Annotated in this window: 26 protein-coding genes and 1 tRNA gene; 8 read left to right on the top strand and 19 right to left on the bottom strand. The window is 58.3% G+C overall.

What is annotated here, in order from left to right:
* Nucleotides 1-31 precede the first annotated feature (31 nt).
* The 4 genes from pstS (at nt 32) to pstB (ending at nt 4,103) form a co-directional block, all read left to right on the top strand.
* Nucleotides 32-1,123: a phosphate ABC transporter substrate-binding protein PstS gene (pstS, locus tag ICL81_RS04600; protein ID WP_188033772.1), complete on the top strand. Its 1,092-nt coding sequence runs from the start codon at nt 32-34 to the stop codon at nt 1,121-1,123.
* A gap of 144 nt (nt 1,124-1,267) precedes the next feature.
* Entirely contained in the window at nt 1,268-2,206 is a 939-nt protein-coding gene (pstC, locus tag ICL81_RS04595; protein ID WP_188033771.1) for a phosphate ABC transporter permease subunit PstC, read from the top strand.
* Between the two features lie 2 nt (nt 2,207-2,208).
* Complete coding sequence (pstA, locus tag ICL81_RS04590; protein ID WP_188033770.1) at nt 2,209-3,288, top strand: phosphate ABC transporter permease PstA; 1,080 nt, start codon at nt 2,209-2,211, stop codon at nt 3,286-3,288.
* Between the two features lie 35 nt (nt 3,289-3,323).
* On the top strand, nt 3,324-4,103 hold the full coding sequence (gene pstB, locus ICL81_RS04585; RefSeq protein WP_188033769.1) for a phosphate ABC transporter ATP-binding protein PstB: 780 nt from the start codon (nt 3,324-3,326) through the stop codon (nt 4,101-4,103).
* Nucleotides 4,104-4,182: 79 nt separating this feature from the next.
* Here the strand turns inward: pstB and ICL81_RS04580 are convergent, their stop codons facing one another.
* The 6 genes from ICL81_RS04580 to ICL81_RS04555 all read right to left on the bottom strand — a co-directional run bounded on the left by ICL81_RS04580 (nt 4,183) and on the right by ICL81_RS04555 (nt 12,247).
* Nucleotides 4,183-6,111 (bottom strand): hypothetical protein, encoded by a 1,929-nt coding sequence (locus tag ICL81_RS04580; protein WP_188033838.1) that lies wholly within the window; start codon nt 6,109-6,111, stop codon nt 4,183-4,185.
* 48 nt (nt 6,112-6,159) lie between these two features.
* Complete coding sequence (locus ICL81_RS04575; RefSeq protein ID WP_188033837.1) at nt 6,160-7,599, bottom strand: hypothetical protein; 1,440 nt, start codon at nt 7,597-7,599, stop codon at nt 6,160-6,162.
* A 124-nt stretch (nt 7,600-7,723) separates the two neighbouring features.
* Complete coding sequence (locus ICL81_RS04570; protein WP_188033768.1) at nt 7,724-8,080, bottom strand: hypothetical protein; 357 nt, start codon at nt 8,078-8,080, stop codon at nt 7,724-7,726.
* Between the two features lie 219 nt (nt 8,081-8,299).
* Entirely contained in the window at nt 8,300-10,279 is a 1,980-nt protein-coding gene (locus ICL81_RS04565) for a hypothetical protein (protein WP_188033767.1), read from the bottom strand.
* A 287-nt stretch (nt 10,280-10,566) separates the two neighbouring features.
* Complete coding sequence (locus ICL81_RS04560) at nt 10,567-11,196, bottom strand: hypothetical protein (protein WP_188033766.1); 630 nt, start codon at nt 11,194-11,196, stop codon at nt 10,567-10,569.
* 670 nt (nt 11,197-11,866) lie between these two features.
* A complete protein-coding gene (locus tag ICL81_RS04555; protein ID WP_188033765.1) occupies nt 11,867-12,247 on the bottom strand; it encodes a hypothetical protein in 381 nt (126 codons plus the stop codon).
* A gap of 217 nt (nt 12,248-12,464) precedes the next feature.
* On the opposite strand from ICL81_RS04555, the gene ICL81_RS04550 reads away from it, so the two are divergent.
* Nucleotides 12,465-13,412, top strand: a complete 948-nt coding sequence (locus ICL81_RS04550) for a DUF2971 domain-containing protein (protein WP_188033764.1) — start codon at nt 12,465-12,467, stop codon at nt 13,410-13,412.
* A 39-nt stretch (nt 13,413-13,451) separates the two neighbouring features.
* Here ICL81_RS04550 and ICL81_RS04545 read toward each other — a convergent pair whose 3' ends face one another.
* The 12 genes from ICL81_RS04545 to ICL81_RS04490 all read right to left on the bottom strand — a co-directional run bounded on the left by ICL81_RS04545 (nt 13,452) and on the right by ICL81_RS04490 (nt 18,569).
* Nucleotides 13,452-13,646: a hypothetical protein gene (locus ICL81_RS04545; protein ID WP_188033763.1), complete on the bottom strand. Its 195-nt coding sequence runs from the start codon at nt 13,644-13,646 to the stop codon at nt 13,452-13,454.
* 735 nt (nt 13,647-14,381) lie between these two features.
* The gene (locus tag ICL81_RS04540; protein ID WP_188033762.1) at nt 14,382-14,849 is read right to left on the bottom strand and encodes a hypothetical protein; all 468 of its coding nucleotides are present in this window, start codon (nt 14,847-14,849) and stop codon (nt 14,382-14,384) included.
* Nucleotides 14,850-14,851: 2 nt separating this feature from the next.
* On the bottom strand, nt 14,852-15,067 hold the full coding sequence (locus ICL81_RS04535; protein WP_188033761.1) for a hypothetical protein: 216 nt from the start codon (nt 15,065-15,067) through the stop codon (nt 14,852-14,854).
* Nucleotides 15,068-15,171: 104 nt separating this feature from the next.
* Entirely contained in the window at nt 15,172-15,420 is a 249-nt protein-coding gene (locus ICL81_RS04530) for a hypothetical protein (protein ID WP_188033760.1), read from the bottom strand.
* The gene (locus ICL81_RS04525; RefSeq protein WP_188033759.1) at nt 15,413-15,676 is read right to left on the bottom strand and encodes a hypothetical protein; all 264 of its coding nucleotides are present in this window, start codon (nt 15,674-15,676) and stop codon (nt 15,413-15,415) included. The genes ICL81_RS04530 and ICL81_RS04525 overlap by 8 nt, the downstream gene beginning before the upstream one ends.
* Nucleotides 15,676-15,837, bottom strand: coding sequence for a hypothetical protein (locus ICL81_RS04520; protein WP_188033758.1), 162 nt, complete (start codon nt 15,835-15,837; stop codon nt 15,676-15,678). Before ICL81_RS04520 ends, ICL81_RS04525 begins: the two co-directional genes overlap by 1 nt.
* A gap of 187 nt (nt 15,838-16,024) precedes the next feature.
* Nucleotides 16,025-17,023, bottom strand: a complete 999-nt coding sequence (locus ICL81_RS04515; protein ID WP_188033757.1) for an AAA family ATPase — start codon at nt 17,021-17,023, stop codon at nt 16,025-16,027.
* Nucleotides 17,020-17,346 carry a hypothetical protein gene (locus tag ICL81_RS04510; RefSeq protein WP_188033756.1) on the bottom strand — a complete coding sequence of 109 codons (327 nt, stop codon included), beginning with the start codon at nt 17,344-17,346 and terminating at the stop codon, nt 17,020-17,022. The genes ICL81_RS04515 and ICL81_RS04510 overlap by 4 nt, the downstream gene beginning before the upstream one ends.
* A 6-nt stretch (nt 17,347-17,352) precedes the next feature.
* Nucleotides 17,353-17,757, bottom strand: a complete 405-nt coding sequence (locus ICL81_RS04505) for a hypothetical protein (protein ID WP_188033755.1) — start codon at nt 17,755-17,757, stop codon at nt 17,353-17,355.
* Nucleotides 17,757-18,038, bottom strand: coding sequence for a hypothetical protein (locus ICL81_RS04500; protein WP_188033754.1), 282 nt, complete (start codon nt 18,036-18,038; stop codon nt 17,757-17,759). The genes ICL81_RS04505 and ICL81_RS04500 overlap by 1 nt, the downstream gene beginning before the upstream one ends.
* A complete protein-coding gene (locus ICL81_RS04495; protein WP_188033753.1) occupies nt 18,038-18,274 on the bottom strand; it encodes a hypothetical protein in 237 nt (78 codons plus the stop codon). The genes ICL81_RS04500 and ICL81_RS04495 overlap by 1 nt, the downstream gene beginning before the upstream one ends.
* Nucleotides 18,275-18,371: 97 nt before the next feature.
* The gene (locus ICL81_RS04490; RefSeq protein ID WP_188033752.1) at nt 18,372-18,569 is read right to left on the bottom strand and encodes a helix-turn-helix domain-containing protein; all 198 of its coding nucleotides are present in this window, start codon (nt 18,567-18,569) and stop codon (nt 18,372-18,374) included.
* A gap of 150 nt (nt 18,570-18,719) precedes the next feature.
* Here ICL81_RS04490 and ICL81_RS04485 point away from each other — a divergent pair, with 150 nt between their 5' ends.
* Nucleotides 18,720-19,457, top strand: a complete 738-nt coding sequence (locus tag ICL81_RS04485) for a hypothetical protein (RefSeq protein ID WP_188033751.1) — start codon at nt 18,720-18,722, stop codon at nt 19,455-19,457.
* Between the two features lie 4 nt (nt 19,458-19,461).
* The gene (locus ICL81_RS04480) at nt 19,462-20,589 is read left to right on the top strand and encodes a site-specific integrase (protein ID WP_188033750.1); all 1,128 of its coding nucleotides are present in this window, start codon (nt 19,462-19,464) and stop codon (nt 20,587-20,589) included.
* Nucleotides 20,590-20,667: 78 nt separating this feature from the next.
* Here the strand turns inward: ICL81_RS04480 and ICL81_RS04475 are convergent.
* Nucleotides 20,668-20,742 (bottom strand) — tRNA-Lys (locus ICL81_RS04475).
* A gap of 91 nt (nt 20,743-20,833) precedes the next feature.
* Here ICL81_RS04475 and ICL81_RS04470 point away from each other — a divergent pair.
* Nucleotides 20,834-21,958, top strand: coding sequence for an FAD-dependent oxidoreductase (locus ICL81_RS04470; RefSeq protein WP_188033749.1), 1,125 nt, complete (start codon nt 20,834-20,836; stop codon nt 21,956-21,958).
* Nucleotides 21,959-21,960 lie beyond the last annotated feature (2 nt).

Genomic DNA, 21,960 nt, shown 5'->3' with positions numbered 1-21,960 from the left:
ACGATACTTCTCCAGACGGGATGAATCTACGGTGAAGCTTTCAGCTCTGACCAAGGCCGCAATTGTCAGCGGCGCCGCTGCACTCGCACTGACCTCGTGCGCGGCAAATGAATCCGGTTCGACCGCTCCCGCCGAGTCGAACCTGTCGGGCGAGATCATCGGTGCAGGCGCATCGTCGCAGGGATCCGCCCAGGAAGGCTGGATCGCAGCTTTCCAGACCGCCAACTCGGCCGTCACCGTGAACTACGATCCGACCGGCTCGGGCGCAGGCCGCGAGACCTTCCAGCAGGGCGCATCGTCGTTCGCTGGCTCGGACCGCGCATTCAAGACCGACGAGATCGCGGCAGGCCCCTTCGGCTCCTGCGCACCTGACTCGGGCATCGTTGAGTTCCCGGCATACATCTCGCCGATCGCGCTCATCTTCAACCTCGACGGTGTTGACTCGCTCAAGCTCGACGCTTCGACCGTCGCCAAGATCTTCTCGGGCTCGATCACCAAGTGGAACGACCCGGCAATCGCCGACCAGAACCCCGGCGTGACCCTGCCTGACGCAAACATCAGCGCAGTGCACCGCTCGGACAAGTCGGGCACCACCGGTAACTTCACCGAGTACCTCGAGGCAGCAGCACCCGCTGACTGGACCGTAGGCTCAATCGAAGAGTGGCCCACCGAGCTCGGTGGCGAGGGCGCACAGGGCACCTCTGGTGTCGTTGACGCAGTCACCAACGGTGTTGGCACCATCGGTTACGCAGACGCATCGCGTGCTGGCGACCTCGGCACCGTCGAGATCAAGGTTGGCAGCGACTACGTGGCATACAGCCCCGAGGCTGCAGCAGCAATCGTTGACGCTTCGCCCGTCGAAGAGGGCCGCGGCGATCACGACATCGCGATCAAGCTCGACCGTACCTCGTCAGAGGCAGGCGTCTACCCGATCGTTCTCGTCAGCTACCTCGTCGGTTGCGAAAAGTACGCAGACCCCGCAAACGCTGAACTCGTGAAGTCGTACTTCAACTACATCGTGAGCGAAGAGGGCCAGCAGGACGCTGCGACCTCGTCGGGCAGCGCCCCGATCACCGCAGACCTTCGCTCGAAGGTTCAGCCCGCGATCGACGCAATCAGCTAAATCGCTTCGCACCCAGGGTCGGGGATCCGCGTTCATATCTAGGCAAAACCGCCTCAGATTACACCAGAACGCGGGTCTCCGACTTCCGTGCGATACGCTCCATTCACACTTTTGACCCGCACATCTTCGAAGGGCACCCACCCAGTGACTGCCACTACCAAAGCGCCACGACCGGTTCTCAGCCGCGGCGACCGCGTGTTCTCACGATCCGCTGTCTTCGCTGGCAGCATGATCCTGGTCACGCTCGCAGCCGTCGCGATCTTCCTGATCGTGCAGAGCCTGCCAGCCTTCGTCGCGACCGACCAGACTGCGTCACTCATCGACAGCAACTTCTGGGCGTACGTCGGACCGCTCGTCTTCGGCACGATCTGGGCAGCCGCTCTCGCGCTCGCGATCGCTCTCCCAATCGCGATCGGTATCGCGCTCTTCATCTCGCACTACGCACCCCGCAAGCTCGCATCGGTGCTCGGCTACATCGTTGACCTTCTGGCGGCGGTTCCGAGCGTCGTGTACGGCCTGTGGGGCATCGGCGTGCTCGCTCCGGCGCTGCAGCCGGTCTACGCGTGGCTGAACGACAACCTCGGCTGGATCCCGCTCTTCGGCGGCGTCGTAACTGGCACCGGCCGCACAATCCTGACGGCAGCAATCGTTCTCGCAGTAATGATCTTGCCGATCATGACCGCGATCTGCCGAGAAATCTTCCTCCAGGCGCCCAAGCTCCACGAGGAAGCGGCACTCGCGCTCGGCGCGACCCGCTGGGAAATGATTCGCCTCGCAGTGCTGCCCTTCGGCCGCTCGGGCATCGTTTCCGCGGCAATGCTCGGCCTCGGTCGTGCACTTGGCGAAACCATGGCAGTCGCAATGGTCCTCTCGGCCACCGGCATTGTGAGCTTCAAGCTCCTCACCTCCGAGAACCCCTCAACGATCGCCGCGAACATTGCGCTCACGTTCCCCGAGGCCTACGGCCAGAACGTGAACATCCTCATCGCGACCGGTCTCATCCTCTTCATCGTGACCTTCCTCGTGAACGCCCTCGCGCGCTGGATCGTAAGCCGTCGCGCCGAGTTCAACGGAGCTAACTAACCATGGCAATCACCGTTCGTCCCATTTCGCAGGGCTCCACGCTCGCCGGCAACCGCCTCTCAAAGCGCACCCCGTGGATCACCCTGGCTGCGTCTTTCCTCGCTTCGGCCGGGCTCTTCGCGTTGCTCGCAGTGGCTGGCGGATCCGCCTTCTCGCTCGTCGGTACCGCGATCGTCGGCGCCATCATCTACATGGTGGTCATCACCGTCCTCTCGGCCTCCGTTGAGGGCAATCGTCAGGCGAAAGATCGCTTCGTTACTGCACTCGTCACGAGCGCGTTCATCGTCGCAATGGTGCCCCTGGTCTCAGTGTCAATCACTGTGATCTCGAACGGCATCGGCCGCATGGACGCTGAGTTCTTCAACTCTTCGATGCGTAACGTCACCGGTGAGGGCGGCGGCGCACTCCACGCAATGATCGGCACGCTGCTCATCACGCTTGCAGCGACCATCATTTCGGTTCCGCTTGGCTTGCTCACCTCGATCTACCTCGTCGAGTACGGCCGTGGAAAGCTCGCGAAGACCATCACGTTCCTCGTAGATGTCATGACTGGTATCCCTTCGATCGTTGCCGGCCTATTCGCGTACGCACTCTTCGCGCTCATCCTCGGACCTGGCGTTCGCATGGGCATCATCGGCGCCGTCGCGCTTGCAGTGCTCATGATTCCGGTCGTTGTGCGTTCGAGCGAGGAGATGCTGCGCCTCGTTCCCAACGAACTGCGTGAGGCCTCCTACGCCCTCGGCGTACCGAAGTGGCGCACGATCTTGAAGGTCGTCTTGCCGACCTCGATCGCGGGTATCACGACCGGCGTCATGCTTTCGATCTCACGCGTCATCGGCGAAACTGCACCCCTGCTCATCACCGCCGGTTTCACCGCTTCGATGAACTACAACCTGTTCCAAGACCGCATGCAGTCACTGCCGGTCTACGTGTACACGCAGTTCGCGAACCAGGGTAACCCTGCGTGGGCATTCCTCGAGCGCGCATGGGCTGCCGCCCTGCTCCTCATCCTCATCGTGATGGCGCTCAACCTCATTGCCCGACTGATCGCGCGATACTTCTCGCCGTCGTTCGGCCGCTAATCTTCCACCGACTCCCAGAAACGAAAGACAACACCATGTCGAAGCGCATCGAAGTCTCAGATCTCAACGTGTACTACTCGAAGTTCCTCGCTGTTGAAGGCGTAACCATGAACATCGAGCCCCGCAGCGTGACCGCGTTCATCGGTCCCTCGGGCTGTGGCAAGTCCACCTTCCTCCGCACGCTCAACCGCATGCACGAGGCGATCCCCGGCGCACGCGTCGAGGGCGAGGTGCTGCTCGACGGTGAAGATCTCTACGGCCCCGGCGTCGACCCCGTACTTGTTCGTCGCCAGGTTGGCATGGTCTTCCAGCGTCCGAACCCGTTCCCGACGATGTCGATCCGCGAAAACGTACTTGCTGGCGTGAATCTCAACAACCGCAAGATCTCACGCACCGATGCTGACGACCTCGTGGAGAAGTCGCTGCAGGGCGCAAATCTCTGGAACGAGGTCAAGGACCGCCTCGACAAGCCCGGCTCGGGCCTTTCAGGTGGCCAGCAGCAGCGCCTCTGCATTGCTCGTGCGATCGCGGTTTCGCCAGAAGTGCTCCTCATGGATGAGCCGTGCTCGGCGCTCGACCCGATCTCGACGCTCGCAATTGAGGACCTCATCGATGACCTGAAGAAGGACTACACGATCGTCATTGTGACTCACAACATGCAGCAGGCGTCACGCGTCTCCGACCGCACCGCGTTCTTCAACATTGCGGGCACCGGCAAGCCGGGCAAGCTCATCGAATTCGACGACACCTCAAAGATCTTCTCGACGCCTTCCGTACAGGCCACCGAGGACTACGTCTCGGGCCGTTTCGGCTAACGAGTACGAATCACGTAGAGCGGGCCAGGGCAATCGCCCCGGCCCGCTCTACGTGTATGTCAGCCTTGTCAGTGCCCGCCTACTTGCGGCCGAGGCGGCGGCTGGCAATCAACGCGCCACCGGCAAGCAGCATGACCGCGCCAAACGCGATCCACTGATTCGGACCATTGACCACACCCGTCGCCGCCAACGCCACAGGCTTCCCACCCACCGGCTTCGCCGTATCAACCGGCTCCGTCGGAACCACAGGATCAACCGGCTTAACCGGATCAACCGGGTCCACAGGTTCGACCGGGTCAACAGGCGCTTCCGCAAACACAGCCTCAACCGCGCCAATATCTGCCAGCTCGACCGTATTCACCGGGTCGGCCTGCGGCCGCTCCAAACCACGCTGATCAGTCGCCAAACGCGCATCAACAGAGTCACTCGCCGCACCGACGAGCTTTGAAATACTCAACGGATCCGCCTGATCAATCAAGCCAGGCACATGCACGGCAGCGGTGTACTGCAACCCATCAACATCGACGGCAACCTCTTCAAGATCACCGAGAGCAAGCTCATCACTCGACGCGACCACACGAGCCCCTGACACACCCGGCTCAGGGATGTCGGTCGGCTCTGTCGAATACGCGACATGATCCTCGACAACAGTCATCGCCATTTCTGGACGACCGGCATGCATGGTGATTGGCTGCTGCTCACCGGTGTCAATGACGGTGTTCGTCAGTTGAACAGTGGAGTTAACGCCCGAGCCAGCGTCGATACCTGCTCCAACAAACGTTGTATGTTCGAACACATAGTCTGCACATGACGAGCGTTCCAAGCTGAGGGCCACCCCTATTTCCGTTGATGAGCTGAACGTGCTGTTCTGCAACCGCAGTATGTTTGGGCGTGTAGGGCACCGTTCTCCGGCGGTTCCGTCGCTCTCAATGCCTCCACTTGGTATTGCTAGGTCGTTTACACTCGAGTTTTGGCCTGTGGCCACGTTGTCAACAAATGAGGAGCGTTCGACCAGCACCAAGTCACCTACGTTGGCTGTGCCTCCATCACCAATGGACTCTCCGCCGTACACGTTGTCCACAAAGATCGCCCCAGCTTCTTCGCCAGAATTCTCTCTAAAGAGGTTTCCTTCGAGGTGTACAAGTGGTTCTTCAAGAACATAGGGAGTACCGTCTTCTGAGACAGCATCGACGCCCAAAATGGAAATTGCACCAGCGTTTTCATCTGGAATAGTGTTTCGCAGGAATGCGGATCCGGAGACATGCACAGAGGATCGCCGTCCCGGCTCAAAGGTAAGAGTCGAGCCGATGTTCAGAGCCGTCATCTGGTTGTCAGTGAAGCGTGAGTTGTGAATATGCACTTCGGTATACAAGTCCTCCGCCTGGAAATCCAGCACAGCATCACCTGGACCCATGTCGCTGAAGTCACTGTTGTCAACGATGAAATACTCAAGCGAATCAGGGTCTGGAAGGTAAATCCCACTTCTCCCGAATCCCTGTAGCGAACTGTCATAGAGTCCGAACTGCTGCACGTCCTCACCTACATAGATCCCCTCGTCTGTATCGAGCAAACCTGTCAATTGCAGGTTGTCCAGCTGCACAACAAATTCCGGGGAAGCTGGGCCCTCGAACTGCAAGAATTCGCCGCTTCCCAAATAGTCGCGTGTGATCGTAGGGCGAGTATCACCGGCACCTTCGCCTCGCAGGATGACGCCACCAGTGACGACCAGCCTACTCTTCACCAGGATGTTGAGCTCTGCATCGATGACGATCTCGTCGAGCCCGGGTGACGCGTTCGCCTGTGCAATTGCTGTACGCAACGTGCCCTCGTCCAAGGTGTCAGCTGGGTTGGTGACCCGAATCATGCCCCCCGGACCAGCAGAACACACCAGCCGCTCAAGTCCGTCACAGTTTTGCTGCACAACCTCAGCGTGCGCTGCAACTGGGATGAGGCTCATTCCGATCAGGCCGGCAACAATGCCGCTGACCAGCAAGGTATTATTTTTCATTCGTGCTCCGTATTCATCAGTGTTGCGCTGAGGAAGCGCCGCACGTTACTATTTCCGGCCGAGGCGGCGGCTGGCAATCAACGCGCCACCGGCAAGCAGCATCACCGCGCCAAACGCGATCCACTGATTCGGACCATTGACCACACCCGTCGCCGCCAATACCACAGGCTTCCCGCCCACCGGCTTCGCCGTATCAACCGGCTCCGTCGGAACCACAGGATCAACCGGTTTAACCGGATCAACCGGGTCCACAGGTTCGACCGGGTCAACAGGCGCTTCCGCAAACACGGCCTCAACCGCGCCAATATCTGCCAGCTCGACCGTATTCACCGGGTCTGCCTGCGGCCGCTCCAAACCACGCTGATCAGTCGCCAAACGCGCATCAACAGAGTCACTCGCCGCACCGACGAGCTTTGAAATACTCAACGGATCCGCCTGATCAATCAAGCCAGGCACATGCACGGCAGCGGTGTACTGCAACCCATCAACATCGACGGCAACCTCTTCAAGATCACCGAGCGCAAGCTCATCACTCGACGCGACCACACGAGCCCCTGGCACACCCGACGCCGGGCGATCATCTGGCTCTGAAGAATACGCGACATGATCCTCGACGATCTCGAGAGGATCTGACAGGTACTGTGGCGAGAACGGCTGGTCGCTGCCAGTATCAATGACAGTGTTCGTGAGGAACAGGGCCGCGTTTTCAGCGTCAGCTGTTGAAATTCCGCCACCAACAAACGTGGAATGGTCGATTTCAAAACCCATGCAGTCCGCCCGGCCAAGATGCATGGCATATGTTCCCGGGATATCGCTACTGAACGTGCTGTTCAAGATGCTCAGGCCCGTAAGCTCCGTACGGCACTCTTCGGGTGTAAAGCCTGTCTCAGACTGGCCGCGTCCCACGTAGAGGTGATTCGCGCCATCAGCTGGCTCTTCTGTCAGGTTGTTCACGAATGAGTTGCGTTCAATCACAACGAGTTCGCCCAGCTCTGAGCCAGGCACAAACTCGTCGGCTTCACCATCGATTCCAGAAATGTAAACGGCGCCTGAGCGACTGCCGATGTTATCTCGGAAGAGGTTACCCTCGAGGTGCAAAAACGGCTCGTCAATCTTGACGGCTTCTGTATTCTCCAGTCTCAGGTCTACTCGCCCGAGATCGATTGCTCCGGCGTCGTACCCGCCAGCATTGTTCGCAATGAATTCACTGCCTGAAACATGTAGAGACGTCTTGTCCCCCATGTGTTGGCCTCCCAGGCCGGAGTCCATAACCACCGCGGCCATTTCATTGTTTTCAAAGCGGGAGTTATGAATGTCCAGGCGCGTGGTGGCGTCTTCTGCGCTGAGAAGCAGCACGCCTTCGCCCGGTCTCATATCGGTGAACTCGCTGTTTTCCACCAGGAAATGTGAGAAATCACCCTCGGTGTTGAGCCGCAATCCCTTGTCAGCGAAGCCACGCATGCTGCTGTCGTACATGGCAAAGCGCATGGGCCCGGTTGATACCCTGACCCCCGAGGCCTCATCGTTTGCGCCCTCCATGTTGAGGTTTTCAAATTGCACCGTAAAATCGGCGAATTCGGGACCCGAGACGTAGAAGAGGTAATCACCGTCTTTAGTGTTTCCGCGTATCGTCGATCGCGTCTCGAGGTTTCCCTCCCCCCCTCAGGATGAGCGCATCAGTGATCTCAATTTCGCTCAAGACCTCAATCGTCAGCTCTGGGCCAATGATGACTTCGTCCAACCCAGGCGATTGGTTCGCGCTTTCGATGGCTGCGCGAAGCGTGCCTGATGTCAAAGTGTCTGCCTGGTCGGTGACTCGATAGCTAGTGACGGCATCAGCTGAACACACCATTCGTTCGACTCCATCGCAGAGCTGTGGTTGTGGTTCTGCCTGCGCAGCACCCGAGATCAAGCTCATTCCCACGAGGCCGGCGACAATGCCCAGCCCAAGTACGGTGTTCTTCTTCACTGAATCTCCCATAGCCCTCACCCTTGTGAGCGATCACTCACAAGCAGCACACAGGGGAAACGCTACCTCGGGGCAAGATAAAACACCAGAGAAACATAGCCCAGTCATAAGTCACGCCGATTGTTCGCAGACGAGCGTAAAACACCAGGCCACGAAGCGAGAGCCCCTTCCCCGGAGATCTCACGGGAGAGGGGCTCTTACCTCAGACAACTGTGGGCGTTACTTCTCCGCGTCCTGGCTGTTCTCGTTATCATTGCGCGCCTCGCGCTTGCGCAGCAGCCGGTTAGCCCCGAAGAGTGCACCAGCCGCAACCACCAATACTCCGGCGAGAACGAACCAGTTCGTCGCGTTCATCGCTGAGCCGGTGTTCGCGAGCGCCTGCTGTGTGGTCTCGCTCTTTGGCACAGTTGGGGTTGGTTCTCCAGGCTTCGGACCGACCGGCTTCGGATCCACCGGCTTTGGAGTTTCGGGTTCCACCGGAGGGGTCGTATCTGTGACCGCGACACCTTCAACCGCGCCAATCGTGGGCAGCTCGAGACCGCGCGCGGTTGCCGCACCCGGGCGCGCGCCACCGGCCTGGTCGAATGCGAGGCGCGGATCCTCCGATGCCACACCAGCCCCAGTCAACACTGATGCCACCTCAGTCTCTGCACCAGCGATAAGGCCAGGTATCCTCACCCGTGCCGCGTACGACAGGCCTTCGTTCTCTGTCGCAACTGAGCTAAACGCATCAAGTGCGAGATCACTGCTCGGCGCAACCACACGACCCGGGCCAGCGGAAATGAGCCCAGCATCAGGCTCGGTGCTGTAGCCAACGTGATCTTCAAATAGCGCAACTGGGGTCCACTCTCCAACCGCCACGAACGGCTGTTCGGATTGCGTGTCAAACACCGTGTTGCGGAGGAAGATACCAGCTTTGAATTCTGAACTAGTGTCGCCGACGGCAATGCCAGCACCAATGAAAGTCGCGTGATCGATTTTGAAGGCCACACAGTCTGCATCGTCGATGCGCACCGCGGCATCGCTCGAGGTCTCTGCGCTAAATGTCGAGTTCAAGATGTGCAACGGAGTGAGACCGGTGAAGCAATCTTCTGGGGTTGGCGCGTCAATCTCGGGTTCTGCATATTCAATGAGGATGTCGTTTGCCCGAACATCGCCATCTTCAGCGGTATTGTTTTCAAACGATGAACGGTCTACGACGACGAGCTCGCCGTAATCAGAAGTGTTTGTCGCGTCTTCAAGGTCACCGTCAATGGAACCAAGATAGAACGCTCCTGCGCGTTCACCGAGATTCCCACTGAAAGTGTTCCCTTCGATTCGGACAATCGGCTCTTCGAAATGCACTTCCTCTACTTCAACCGACTCAACGTCTACACCGTCAACCGAAATCGCCCCCGCTTCTGCGTAGTGCGCAATGTTGTTCACAAATTCTGAACCCAACACACGCAATGTGGGCACTGCACCGTCGGTTCCAGATAGCTCACCGTCGAGACGAATCGCGGTGGCCTCATTGTCGACGAAGCGAGAGTTCCGCACCTCGAGGGAAAGCAGAGAGTCCTCAGTCATCGCTTGCACGACGCCAGTTCCTTCTCCGATGTTCGTGAACTCACTGTTCTCGATCACGATCTGCTCAAGGGTGTCATCTGGCTGGAAGTCGAGGGCGAACTCCCCGAACGCCCGCATACTGGCTTCGTACATACCAAAGCCGACGAGTCCGTCTGCCACAAGGATGCCACCGCCATCTCTTCCGTGACCGTCGAACGTCAGGTTTTCCACCTGCACGACCGCATTTGGAGCGGACACGTCGTACACTTCCAGCACGGGGTAGGGATCGACTTCCTGAGAACTAATTGTGGCGCGTGTTTCTGTATCGCCTTCGCCCCGCAAGATCAGACCGTCGCTGATCATGATCATTTCTTCAAGCTGAATCTCCAGCTCGGCGTCAATCACGATTTCGTCTAAACCGGGGCTTGAGTTTGCCTGCTCGATAGCCCAGCGCAGTGACCCTACCTCGGGAGCAGCCATCGAGTCGGTGGATCTATCCACGCGGTACGATTCGACCGCGTCATCGGAACATACCAGTCGTTGTACACCGTCGCAGTCCTTCGCTGACAGCGCCGCGTATGAGGCGGTCGGCACCAAGCTCATTCCGATCAGCCCTGCCGCGATACCCATGCCTAATGCGGTGTTCTTCTTCACTGAGGCTCCCTTGGTTACAGCGGGCGCGAAACTTCGCGCACAAGTCACACACAGGAAACGCTACAGAACACCCTAGGCGACCACAAGAGAAACAAGTCATTACTCAAATCAGCCAGCAGCAGCGCCCAAACGGGCATAAAAAATACCAGACCGCAGAAACGCCTCTCGGCGGAAGGCCGCTCGAAGCGGCAAAAGTTGGAGCCCGGGGTTACTGCGGCCCGGCACTTACATTGTAGCGCCAGGCCCCCGACCGCTCATGTGAGATGCAGATCGGGCGATCCGCATCCCTACTCGAGCTCGCCGAAGCGCCAGCGCTCGGATCCGGCGGCGAGCTCGGCGCCAATCGAGGCGTAGCGCAGCGCTCGAGCCGTGAGCTTGGAGGCCTCGGCCGGGCGGTCGGTGTCGAGTGAGTCTGCGAGATCCGCCGAACCCATCGACATGATCTTTGCGTATGCCACCGCGCGATCGAGCGCGTCACCCAGGTCCCCGACGAAGGCGCCGGTCAAGATCGTGTCACAGAGATCAGTGATCGTCTCGGGTGTGACGGGTTCCATAGCGCCGGCGACCGCGGTGTCGATGGTACCGATGCGGGCGGATCCGCGCCGGAACAACTCAGCCGTCATCTCCGCGTTGGAGGCAACTACGCGCCGCAGCAGGAACAACCGCCACAGCACGCCAGCCAGCGTGTGCGTGCTCTGCTTCGACCACAACTCGGCGAGGTCGCTAATACCATCACCCGCTGCGATCTCCAGCACGCGTGCAATCACGACCGGATCAGCGGTCTGTCGAACGCGGTGCAGCAGCGCCCATGACGTGTCGTGCGCGAGCTGATTCTCGATGCTCGGATCTTCCGCGCCAATCACCCAGTTGAACGCATGATTCGGCTGAACCATTGGCTTCTGGAAATCTCGGCTCACGTTTCTCCCTGGTCGATGACTGGCGGTTGGCTGCGCGCGGTCAGCCCCACGGTCGGTTGCGCAGTCGGCTACGCAGTCGGCTACGCGGTCGGTTGCGCGACGTCCAGGATAGACCCACTGTGCGGGTGGCGCGTTCAGGAACCGTTACGGCGATCGCGGGCGATGCAGTGGGGCGCGGATCGAGGTATGACGCCGCAAACAAAAACCCGGTGCAGCTCGCAATGAGCTGCACCGGGTGAGTGTGCCCCCAGTAGGGATCGAACCTACGACCTGCGGATAGGACTTCTGGCTACTTGTGCATCATTGAGAATGACTGTTTATGCTGGTCAGCGCAGAGATTTGACGCATTCAATGACTGGCATTGATGGTCAATTGTTGGCCGTTTTTGGCTGAAAAGCGTGAATAGAACGTGAATCCAGCACCAGGGCGGGGTTCCCACCAGATCATTTCGTTGAAGCAACCAACATGATCTCGCCACCAAAAACGGAAGTGACCCCCAGTGAGTTCTGAACATCACTCTGACGGATGTTCAGACGACCATCTTCCCGGCCCCGCGAAAATGGTTCCGATGACTTAGGGACGCACCTAAAACAGGTGAAAGGCTTGGAAATAGTCGAAGTATCTCCAAACCCTTCACAACCACTCTCACACATTCAGGTCACCAGATACATCAATAGCCGGGGCACACCTGCGACACTTCTTCAATCCCGCGTTCAAGATCCGACGTTGCGGCACTGAAATAGGCCGCCTCCTCTGGCGTTTGGTTGAACGGGTCTGCTGGAAGCGCATCCCTGAAGCTCTGGATGGCTCGATGGTATCTGGGGACCAAATCCGCATGTGCTCCAGTGACTTTAAGTACCTCATCAAGCTCCGCCTTCGCTCGTTCTGGGTCGGTGAAGAATGTTGATTGACCAGCTTTGTCAAGGAAGTTGGATGCCGCCAGACTGATCTCCTCACAGGCCTGCTGCTTGGAGGCATCGACAGCACTCCCGCATCCCGTAATTCCAAGTAGGACCACCAACGCTGCTGCCGGAACGAAACTCGCTTTCATGGCTTCAGATTAGCAACACATGTGAATCTTTGTGATCAATATATGTTCATCCTTTGCGTTAACAAAGGTGGCTATTCCAGCATGTGAAATGCGTTATCCCGTGTGGAAAAAATCGGGCGGGGGGTGAGATATGCCGGCGGTGTCCCATCGTCTACCCTCTAACAACGTAAAGCAGAGGCCTTGCGATCCATCAATGCACAACTGGTAGCTTCAAAGGATGAGCGCAAGCGTATCCTCAGGGGTCCATGAGGCCTGGCATTACACCACAGCGGCAGGCTTCAAAGGAATCGTGGAGAACGACTTTCTTCTGGCAGGCCCCGCCTCTCAGATGAACGATTCTCGAGAGATTATTGAAGGCTATGACGCCGTGCGCACACTGGTCTTACCGCCGGAGGTATCCAGCAATGCCCATGCGCGAGCTGAGCTACTCGAGTGCCTCGGTAGCCTCGAAGATGCAATGGAAGCAATGCACTCCCTGTTTTCTCTCAGCGCCTCCAGCAACGGCGATAACCTGTCGCTATGGCGTGCGTACGGTGGCGCAGGAAGCTACGCCATCAGGCTAGATCACGAAGCTTCACTTTTCCCAATAGTGGACGTAGATCGACTGGATCAACGTCTGACGAAAGAAGCAATTCCTGGCCTAGAGCTGCACGAGCCTTTCCCACACGCTGCAGCAAAGGTCCTTAAGGACTGGAAGCCGGTCGATTACACGATGGAGTCAGCTAAAAAACATGCAAAAATGTTCGACGCAAGTGTAGCGTCTGGCGGACTGCAAGACTGGCAAAAGAAGATGATTGAAGACTACAAGTACGATCTGTTCGCCAGGATCAAACACAGTTCGTTTTCTGCAGAAGAAGAAGTACGAAAGACTTTTCGAGTCGCGCCCTCTCTGGCGTTTGACTATTTCTTAGGAGCAGGCTCAACGCTTAAACGGTTTATTAAGGTGGGGTACTCATTGGACCAAAAGCTTGGCGAAGCATCCAATGCCGGAGATTTTGTGCTGTGGAACTGCATGCCAGAACCAGAGAAGCTGCCCATCCTCGAAGTAAAACTTAGTCCGACAGGGCACCAACCCAGTGCGGTGGAGACCGCAAAAAGCTTCCTTGCACTCCATGGACACACAGACATACCAGTATCGTTCAGCGCTTCACCGTTTACAGGGTAGAAGGAAGCCTCGGACACCGGGAGCTGCGCCACTCGCTCCTTACCCGACTGCCCACTTCATGCGCACCTCGCGCTCCTGCAAAAGCTTTGCGAGCACGCCCCCAGGCCAGCCATGAACAGCAGCCCACTCAGAACGCGCATCCCGCCACGCATCAAACGACTCCCACTCAGCCACATCAAACTGAGCCAGACCAGCCGGCACGCCCGTCAAACCATCAACCCGCTTACGCCTCATCGCCTACCCCCATACACGCCACGAGCACCACTAGAACGCGGCAAATCCTCATCCTCACCAGGAACACCCAAAGTCACCAACAACCGAGCCAACGCAAGCCGCTGCTGACGCGCCTCAGCAATCCCAGGATGCAACCGCGAACCCTGCGAAGACTCAATCATCAAACCCTCCGCAGCCACAACAGCATCCAAATCCTCAATACGGTCACGCACCCGACACGCCTGCTCCAACTGAGCCAGCTCATGCTCCGCAAGCTCAAAAGCACCAGTAACCGACCTCCAAAGCCGCTTACCACCATCACTCAAACCCCTAGGGGCCCTAACTTCACTCATATTTACCCCTTCCAAGGGTCATTCAGTTCAAACATCAACGGGGGTATCTAGCAATGCCGCGGGGGCGATCTTTGGCGACTTTGGGGGGTGGTATGGGGTGGGTGTGCGAGCTGGTGAAGGCCCGCTGCTCGGTGTGGAGCGTGCGGGCCTTCCTGTTGTTATTTGGTGGGCCGGGGTAGTAGGTCGTTCACGCTTTGCCCTGCGGGTAGAGGCGCTATCTCGGTGATTGGTTTACCGTTCGCGGCGAGGGGCAGAATGTTGAGTGTTACTTTCTGTCGTGTGTGTGAGTTGGTGCGGATTTCTATTCCGACTGGCATGTGTTCGGTGTTGAGTGTGTTGTCTGTGTTGCGTGGAAGGTGTGGATAGTTTCCTTCTGGGCCTGGATCGAGTGCGTCTATTGCCATTACTTGGCCGTGATTTCTTCGAGGCTGGTGGGCTGTGCGGTCAGGTGTTCAGCAACGATTGACTGTCGTAGGTTTTCGATGCCGTTGTGCTGTGTGTCGAGCCATTCTTGGAAGCTCGATCGGATGAGCCTGAGTTCTGCCTTGAACGGGGGTTTAATTTGGAGCCGTTCCGCCGCTGATTGCACGGCCATACGAATGTGAGCACGGGCTCCCCTTGTCGCGTGGTAGGTGCCCCAGTGCTGGTATGCCCCGCTGAGGTTGAACGCGCTGGCCGCTTCCACGGCTTCATTGTGTGCCACGCCCTCGCGTACTTCGAGGTCTAGTTCTATGTCTCGCGCCCGTTCGATGAGGTCTCGTGCCCATTCGTTTTGTGCGTCTTGAAGTCGTCGCATGTTTGCGAGCTCGGCGGCAGCTTCTGCCTGTTCTGCTGCAGCGAGTTCTGCTCGGAGCTGTTCAGATGTTTTCATCGTTAGTTACCTGCCGATTCGGTGCGTTCCCGGTCGGTGAGAGCGGCTTCTGTGAATCCGGCGGTGAGGCGCATGTGCGGGCTGATTGTCTGCCCTGTGGCTTCGAGGTGTTTCACTACCTCGCGCTGCCGAATGGCTTCGGGTGTGAGGGTCGCGGCGTTTGCTCCTGCTCGTCGGCGTGCTCGCGCTGCGTCAAGTTCCGTGTGTTCTGTGAACATTGGTTGTTCCTTCCGGGTAGCACTGAGGCCACCTATCGAATGTGTGTTTCGACGGTGGCCTCTGGCGCCCGTAGCCCCGCTGGGGCCTTGCTGGTTCTAGTTTATCAAATACTCTCCCGGGTATCTAGTGTGATGGCGTGCACGAGTTGTTGTGCGAGTTCTTGTCGGAGTCGTTTGATGTTGACGCCGCCATCGTCTTGGATGAGTGATGCGGTGAAGGTGTTAGCTTCTGCCCGGATTATTTGTGCTCGGAGTATCGAGTTCTCGTTTTTGAGGGCGTCGCGCTGCCGTTCAACTTCTCGGAGTTTCACGCGGTAGGCCGCTGCCTCTGCTTGCGGGTTGCGGTTACTCATCACCAGTCTCCTGTGTCATGGTTACGCGGAGCCGGTTGAGGCGGGGCGAGGTGATCGCTACCTGCCAGCCGGCCTTGATGAGTGCATTGATTTCAGCAATGTCGTGGTTGGTGAGCCAGGCCGGATGCGTCTGGTATTCGATACCCGTCGGGGTGTGGGTCGAGCTGAGCACGGTCGCCCAAGTAGGCACCCACGAGGTAGGCCGTCCGAGCGATTCCCGCAGCGCGGCGTAGAGGGTGTCATTTAGGTTCCGCATTACTGTTCCTTTCGGGCTTCGATCTTTGCGAGGGTTGGGCAGTGGTCATCGTGTGAGATCTGCACAACGTGGATGTTGTCTCCGATGTGGACGATGTTGGTGTCTGAGAGGCAGTCTGGGCAGTCGTGCGCGACGGTCTCGAGAGCAGAAATAGTGGACATTGGTTTCCCCTTTCAGGAGGGCGAAAAGTAGAGATCTTGGGCGAGTGTCCCTGTCCCTGGGTATAGGGGTCCAGGTACAGGGACACTGGTGTCCCCGGGACGTACCCGGGACAGTGGTAGAGCCAAACTTGGTGTCCCCGAGAGCGTCCCTGAGGGACAGTGCAGTCAGGGACGCTTGTCGAGGTGATTAGGCCTGTTCGATTCCGCGCATTTCACGCCATGCTTTGAGCGCTGTTGCGCCCTTTTCTTTGCCCCAGGACATGCGCTCACAAACGTCACGCACAGAGCGCGGGGCAGGGCTTAGCTTGTCGAGTTCCTGCACTAGATCGGGAAGGTTCGCGCCGGTGATGGTGCCCAGAATCTTCGGACGTTCCCCGGCCTGCGCTGCGACGATGTACGCGTCCAGTGCCCCGTTGGTGTCGGTCATCGTGAAACGACCTACCAGGGGCTCCTTCTCGGCCGCCAAGTGGCGACGCAGACCACCGTTGCGATCCTTCACCAGAGTCACTTCGGCCTCACCACCAACACCAGGGGTGAACGGGCGGTCAATGCGGAACCTCAGCATCGTCCCCGAGTAGGCGCGCTTCTTCGCGCTCGTTCCCGTCGCTCCGTAAGATGCGGAGTCTTTCGACTTCGCTTCATGGTCGATCACCACAACACAGGAGCCATAGAGCGCGAACGGTTTCACCGCGCGACGAAACACGTTGGTGAAATCATCGGCAGAGTTGCTGCTGGCCCCGTACATGGGACCGAGCTCCCCGAACGAGTCAATAACCACGAGCGTGGGCCGCCATTCGGTCGCGTCCTGCACGATCCCGTCAATCGCGTGTTGGTCATCCGGTTCGCAATATCGGAAACGGGCCGGGTCACTCAGCACATCACCGGAGATCCCAAATGACTGGAACCGGGCAATAGTGGCATCTACCCCGTTGTGGTCCAGATCAATCATGAGGACGCTTCCACCGGTGAACAGCACTTCAACGGCGGTGGCCTGCGCGTACCAAGTCTTCCCGGATTCGGGTGGGCCTAGAACACAGTTCGCGTGACCGGCATACACAGTGCCGATGCCGTCGCTGCGAAGCCCGATCCCAGGGGCCGGCGGCGCTACTGGGCCACGTTCCAAGAGCTCGCGGATGTTCTCGTACAAGACGGGCGTGTATCCCGTGATCGTGGGGGCGGCTGTCATGCTGCCCTCCTTTCGTTTACTGCCGAGCCCTGGGGTTCAGCGAAAAATAGTGCGTCCTGCTGCGCGAAATGTCGGTCGAGTCGGCGCTGGAGTTCTTCCTGCCGATCCTTGGGCGAGTACGACTGCAAATAGGCCTGATCGAGCTGGTGCTCAAACTCGGCCGCTTGCTGTTTCGCTATTGCGAGGCCGTCTGCAAACCCGATGAAAATGAGTCGTTGGAGCGAGCGGGGCAGGCTCGCGATTGAGAGCTCGCCCCGCTCTACCTGGTCGGCCCACGACTCTATGTACCGCTCTGCGGTGTCACTGATCGTCAGCCGGGTCATAGTCGGCTACTCGACTACCCCGAGCGAGGAATCAAGCCGGTCATTACAGACCAGGCCCGCATTCCACGCTTCCGCACATTCCCACTCGACAATCCACCCATCAGTGTCACTGAACATGCCATGCAGTGCGCCACTATCGAGCGCGATCCGCACCGTGACCGGGTGACGTAGCGTGCGTTCTGCAACCTGGGCTACGTCCAGGAATACGGGACCGAACTTGTTGTGCTCGATGGTCTTCGCAATCCTCGCCAGCTTGCGAGAGATCTCCATGATCGTTGCGGGTGATCCTTCTGACCAGATCAACTCGTCACCGTCTTCACTCACGAGCCCTACCGCGTGGGTGAGTGGGTCGTCGTCTCCGCCGAACACTTCCACGAAGCGGGCGACGTCTGTTGCCATGTCCTCGGTCATTACAGTGCCACCTCAAAAGCTGGAGCGCCAGGCTCGGTGCATCGGCGGAGTGGTCGCTGGTTCAGGCCGCTCATGAATGCGCTGAGCTCAGTCAGCTCGATGCGGAGCTCTTGCACTTCGCGTTCGGTCAACGATTCTTCAATCTGCACGATGTTGAGTTGCCAGGGCGAATTAAGATCGCGGTGAATGAAGTGTCTCTGGTCAGGGTTGACCTTCGAGCGGAAGGCGTACTGCTCGAACTCTTCTGTCAGCTCGTGGCTGAACGTCGCGGTAATACTCATTACGCGGCTACCGCCTCTGCCTGCTCGAGAACATGCACCGCGACGGCCTGGATAGCTGCCGCGAGTGAGAGCGCGACTGCTGGCGTGACTACCGCAGCGACGTCGTTGAACGCGATAGTGACTGTGCCGTCATCGTTTGGCTGGACTACTGCGAGCCCGTCCGTGCCGATAGCAACTGTCATTGTTGCGTTGAATGGTTCGACTTTGCGCGGGTTACGCGAGACAATAGAAGTCATCGTGGCTTCTTCCTCTTGATGGTGGTTGGAACTGCGGTCTGTACCCTCGTTGTGGACTTGCTTGGCGGCTTCCACTCCGAGGGTTTTTACGTTGTTACTACTCAGCATCAAATGCCTCCTGGATGAACGCTTCCACATCACTCAGGCGAAACATTCGTCTGCCGGCGACGAGCGCACTCTTTGGCGCTGCCCCTGTGTGTAGGTGCCATCGCAGCGAAGCTTCGCTCATGCGGAGCATCTCTGCAGTTTCTTTCACGGTAAGTAGCGAGATTGCTACTGCCACTTGTGTGGTCATTTGTCTCCTATCAAACGGTGGCATATGCCTGACGTTGCTATGCCAACTACCTTGATAGTAGAGCGTTGGCACATGAGCGTCAAGCAGCTGCCACTAGGCGTGTTGGCATTGGCTTGTCATAGTGGTGCCATGTCGGGTTAGATAGTGCCCATGAAGCTCATATCAATAACACTCCCCAACGGCAGGACCCCAACCTGGGAAGACGGATTGATGCTGAATGTCGGGATTGCAGTTTTGCCAAAATTCCAAGTCGAGCTGCAAGAAGAAGGTCTCGACTATGAGGACTCACTCATAGCACCAGTAGTCCACATGACCCTCTACTTCAATTTCGAACAGGGCAGATATCTCGCAGAATTTGTCGGCATAAAGAGCCACGATGTCACCGGAACTGATTTAAGAGAGATCAGGGTCGCGGAACTACTTCGACTCGCAGCAAGCGCCGGCATCTTCATCAAGCTTGAAAAAAATGACCCACCGGCGGCCATTCGCGACTGGTGGGGTCCAAAAGAGATCAGCTTTGTTGGCAGCGAATTCGAAAAGATGGTCAAGGATGCTGGCCCCGTCGAATGGGTACTCGCGCAAGTCGGGCTGATCTACAACATTGCGCAGGTCTCGTCGCAGCCACCAGCCAAAGCCGTCGAAAAGGCATTTGGCTTATCTGCGCGCACTGCCGCTCGATGGATCGCAAAAGCACGCACCAAAGACTTCTTAACCCGACCTTCAGTGCCCGGTCTCGAAGATATCGTTCACTTCAACGACGACATCCGCGAACAACTCGCCAAAGGAAAAACGCCGATGGTAAGCGAAGTGACCTTAAAGCAGCTTGCCAAATATGGCATTTCCCTTGAGGTGGACGAGCCTCAAAAGCAACCTAAGGCGAAGGACTAACTCTATGCCCCGTAGACCTCTAGAGATCGGCGAAGCCGGCACCATCCGTCGCCTCATGGTGAACGGTAACTTCGCTGCGCGCGCAAGCTTCCGGGACGGTCGCGGGGTCATGGTTTCGATCCAGCGCCAGGGTGAATCCTTCGCAAAGGCAGAAGACGCCGTAAAGAAGGCGATCAAGCTCAAAGCAGCCGCCACCACGGGCGACGGGATCATCACTGTAGAGAGCACCCTTGGCGAGCTTGCGCGCCTGCACTTCGATGAACTCAAGGATGACGGACGCAAAGACGGCACCCGAACGAATTACGAATCGACTTGGAACAGTGTCCTGAAAGACGCTCTCGAGAAGGTCAAACTCAATCAGGTGACAGTTGGCCGGCTAGATCAGGTCATCCGCGCGAAGAAGCAGGATCACCCATATGCTGCGAAGAACGCACGCGCGGTGCTCATCAATATGTTTGAGTTGGCGGTACGTCACGACGCGGTAAAGCTGAATCTTGCCCGGAACACAAAGCCGGTCAAGGTTGAGCCCGCAGGTTTCAAGGCGCTCAATCCCGAGCAGGTTAAGACGATGATCGACCTGTTCCATGACCTGCCGAAGCGCCGCAAACGGGACATGACTACCCCTTTGAAGGTTCTGGCGGTTACGGGTTGCCGAACTGGTGAGCTCTTGGCGATCCGTTGGGAAGACGTAGACCTAGAGAATGGTGTAATTCGGATCACTGGGACGCTCGTGAAAGACCACGACACTGGCCAATTGAAGCGCCAGGACGTTGGCAAGACGAAGGCCGCTACTCGTGGCCTGACGATCCCGAAGAGCGTCACTGCGCTACTGATTGAGCGCCGTTTGAGCGCGGCAAGTGAGGCTGTGTTCCCGAGCGAGACGGGCGACTACATGTGGCCGAACAACTTCCGGCGCAAGTGGCGTCGCGTTGTCGATGAGACTGACTTTGACGGGGTTACTCCCCGAGACTTCCGCAAGGCCGTTGCAACGCTGCTTGATCGTCGTATTGGCTCCGCTGCGGCACAGATGCAGCTGGGTCACGAGTCGGACGATATTACGACCGCGTACTACATCGAGCGGGCTGAAAAGATCGCGGATTTTGCGGAGCATCTGAATGAGATGGTCTCCTGAAAACCGTGAATAAAACGTGAATTTGAACGATACCCAAAGACCAGAAAAGCCCGAGATCGTTGAAATCTCGGGCTTATTTGGTGCCCCCAGTAGGGATCGAACCTACGACCTGCGGATTAAAAGTCCGTAGCTCTACCGCTGAGCTATAGGGGCGCGACCTCTAGCCTAGAGCATTCGGGAACCCACTTTGCACCACATTTCACAGCGGGTTGCGATGTCAGTGGTCTCTGCCAAACTGGGCAGCATGACGCAGAACTTCGAACAGATCGTGATCGGCGGCGGCGCGATGGGCCTCGCGACCGCCTGGCAGCTGGCGCAGCGCGGCGTGAAGACACTGTTGCTTGAGCAGTTTGAGTTCGGTCATGACCGCGGTGCCTCACACGGCGCCGCCCGCAATCTCAATAACGCGTACCTCGAAGACCACTACCTCGACCTCTATGATCTGTCGCTCTCGCTGTATCGCGAGCTTGAAGCGGCAAGCGGCGCAGAGCTCCTGACGGTTGCTGGCTTGGTGACGATTGGCCCAGATTCGCGGATCACCCCAATCTTCACCAAGCTCACCGAACGCGGTGCTCCGGTTGAATGGCTCGAAGCTGACGAAGCTGCCCGTCGCTGGCCCGGCATTCGCTTCGAAGACCGCGTTCTACTGAGCCACCAGGCCGGTCGCATCCAGTCAGCACAGGTGCTCGAGGCCCTGCGTGGGCAGGCGGCAGCCCACGGCGCAGACCTTCGCGACCAGGTTCGGGTTATCGCAGTCGACCAGCTCGCATCGGGTGGTGTCGAAGTGACTGCCCTCAACTCCGCTGGCGAAGAGCAGCGCTTCACTGCTTCAGGTGTGGTCTCAACCGTTGGAGCGTGGACGACAAAGCTCTTGGGCGATCAGATCCGCCTCCCCAGGCTCACCGTGACTGAGGAGCACCCGGCACACTTCCAGCCGACGACCGACTGCGAACAGGCAGACTGGCCCTCCTTCAACCATCTCATCGCGGCTGACCCCGCATCTGGCACGGGTGATGTCTACGGCATGCTCACCCCTGGCGAGGGTGTGAAGGTTGGCTTCCACTGCACCGGTGCTGAAGTAGACCCTGATGCTCGTGCGTTCCGTGGCAGTGACACCAACCGTGACGCCCTGCGTGCGCACGTCAGCCAGTTCTTCCCTGGGCTCGATGCCGACTCCGCCGAAGAGATCAGCTGCACCTACACCACCTCGGCGCAGGGTGATTTCATCCTCGATCGTCGCGGCACAATCACCATCGGCGCCGGCTTCGCCGGTGAGGGCTTCAAGTTCGTCCCGGCAATCGGCAAGACGCTCGCTGACATCGCGCTCGGTACGGGCACAGCAGCGCCGGCATTCCGTCTCCCCGAGTAACG

The sequence above is a fragment of the Leucobacter sp. cx-328 genome (assembly GCF_014530035.1).
Taxonomy (GTDB): domain Bacteria; phylum Actinomycetota; class Actinomycetes; order Actinomycetales; family Microbacteriaceae; genus Leucobacter.
The sequence above is the reverse complement of the archived record's forward strand: the minus strand, read 5'-3'. Positions and strand labels throughout refer to the sequence as shown.

What these genes read in the sequence shown, in the direction of transcription:
- ICL81_RS04520 (WP_188033758.1), bottom strand. Translation starts at nt 15,837, where the DNA reads ATGTCCACTATTTCTGCTCTCGAGACCGTCGCGCACGACTGCCCAGAC.
- ICL81_RS04480 (WP_188033750.1), top strand. Translation starts at nt 19,462, where the DNA reads ATGCCCCGTAGACCTCTAGAGATCGGCGAAGCCGGCACCATCCGTCGC.
- ICL81_RS04530 (WP_188033760.1), bottom strand. Translation starts at nt 15,420, where the DNA reads ATGAGTAACCGCAACCCGCAAGCAGAGGCAGCGGCCTACCGCGTGAAA.
- ICL81_RS04535 (WP_188033761.1), bottom strand. Translation starts at nt 15,067, where the DNA reads ATGTTCACAGAACACACGGAACTTGACGCAGCGCGAGCACGCCGACGA.
- ICL81_RS04515 (WP_188033757.1), bottom strand. Translation starts at nt 17,023, where the DNA reads ATGACAGCCGCCCCCACGATCACGGGATACACGCCCGTCTTGTACGAG.
- ICL81_RS04470 (WP_188033749.1), top strand. Translation starts at nt 20,834, where the DNA reads ATGACGCAGAACTTCGAACAGATCGTGATCGGCGGCGGCGCGATGGGC.
- ICL81_RS04575 (WP_188033837.1), bottom strand. Translation starts at nt 7,599, where the DNA reads ATGCGCTTTGCCATGTACGACAGCAGCATGCGTGGCTTCGCTGACAAG.
- pstB (WP_188033769.1), top strand. Translation starts at nt 3,324, where the DNA reads ATGTCGAAGCGCATCGAAGTCTCAGATCTCAACGTGTACTACTCGAAG.
- ICL81_RS04490 (WP_188033752.1), bottom strand. Translation starts at nt 18,569, where the DNA reads ATGACCACACAAGTGGCAGTAGCAATCTCGCTACTTACCGTGAAAGAA.
- ICL81_RS04555 (WP_188033765.1), bottom strand. Translation starts at nt 12,247, where the DNA reads ATGAAAGCGAGTTTCGTTCCGGCAGCAGCGTTGGTGGTCCTACTTGGA.
- ICL81_RS04540 (WP_188033762.1), bottom strand. Translation starts at nt 14,849, where the DNA reads ATGAAAACATCTGAACAGCTCCGAGCAGAACTCGCTGCAGCAGAACAG.
- ICL81_RS04550 (WP_188033764.1), top strand. Translation starts at nt 12,465, where the DNA reads ATGAGCGCAAGCGTATCCTCAGGGGTCCATGAGGCCTGGCATTACACC.
- ICL81_RS04500 (WP_188033754.1), bottom strand. Translation starts at nt 18,038, where the DNA reads ATGAGTATTACCGCGACGTTCAGCCACGAGCTGACAGAAGAGTTCGAG.
- ICL81_RS04505 (WP_188033755.1), bottom strand. Translation starts at nt 17,757, where the DNA reads ATGACCGAGGACATGGCAACAGACGTCGCCCGCTTCGTGGAAGTGTTC.
- ICL81_RS04525 (WP_188033759.1), bottom strand. Translation starts at nt 15,676, where the DNA reads ATGCGGAACCTAAATGACACCCTCTACGCCGCGCTGCGGGAATCGCTC.
- ICL81_RS04485 (WP_188033751.1), top strand. Translation starts at nt 18,720, where the DNA reads ATGAAGCTCATATCAATAACACTCCCCAACGGCAGGACCCCAACCTGG.
- ICL81_RS04510 (WP_188033756.1), bottom strand. Translation starts at nt 17,346, where the DNA reads ATGACCCGGCTGACGATCAGTGACACCGCAGAGCGGTACATAGAGTCG.
- ICL81_RS04545 (WP_188033763.1), bottom strand. Translation starts at nt 13,646, where the DNA reads ATGAGGCGTAAGCGGGTTGATGGTTTGACGGGCGTGCCGGCTGGTCTG.
- ICL81_RS04580 (WP_188033838.1), bottom strand. Translation starts at nt 6,111, where the DNA reads ATGAAAAATAATACCTTGCTGGTCAGCGGCATTGTTGCCGGCCTGATC.
- pstA (WP_188033770.1), top strand. Translation starts at nt 2,209, where the DNA reads ATGGCAATCACCGTTCGTCCCATTTCGCAGGGCTCCACGCTCGCCGGC.
- ICL81_RS04495 (WP_188033753.1), bottom strand. Translation starts at nt 18,274, where the DNA reads ATGACTTCTATTGTCTCGCGTAACCCGCGCAAAGTCGAACCATTCAAC.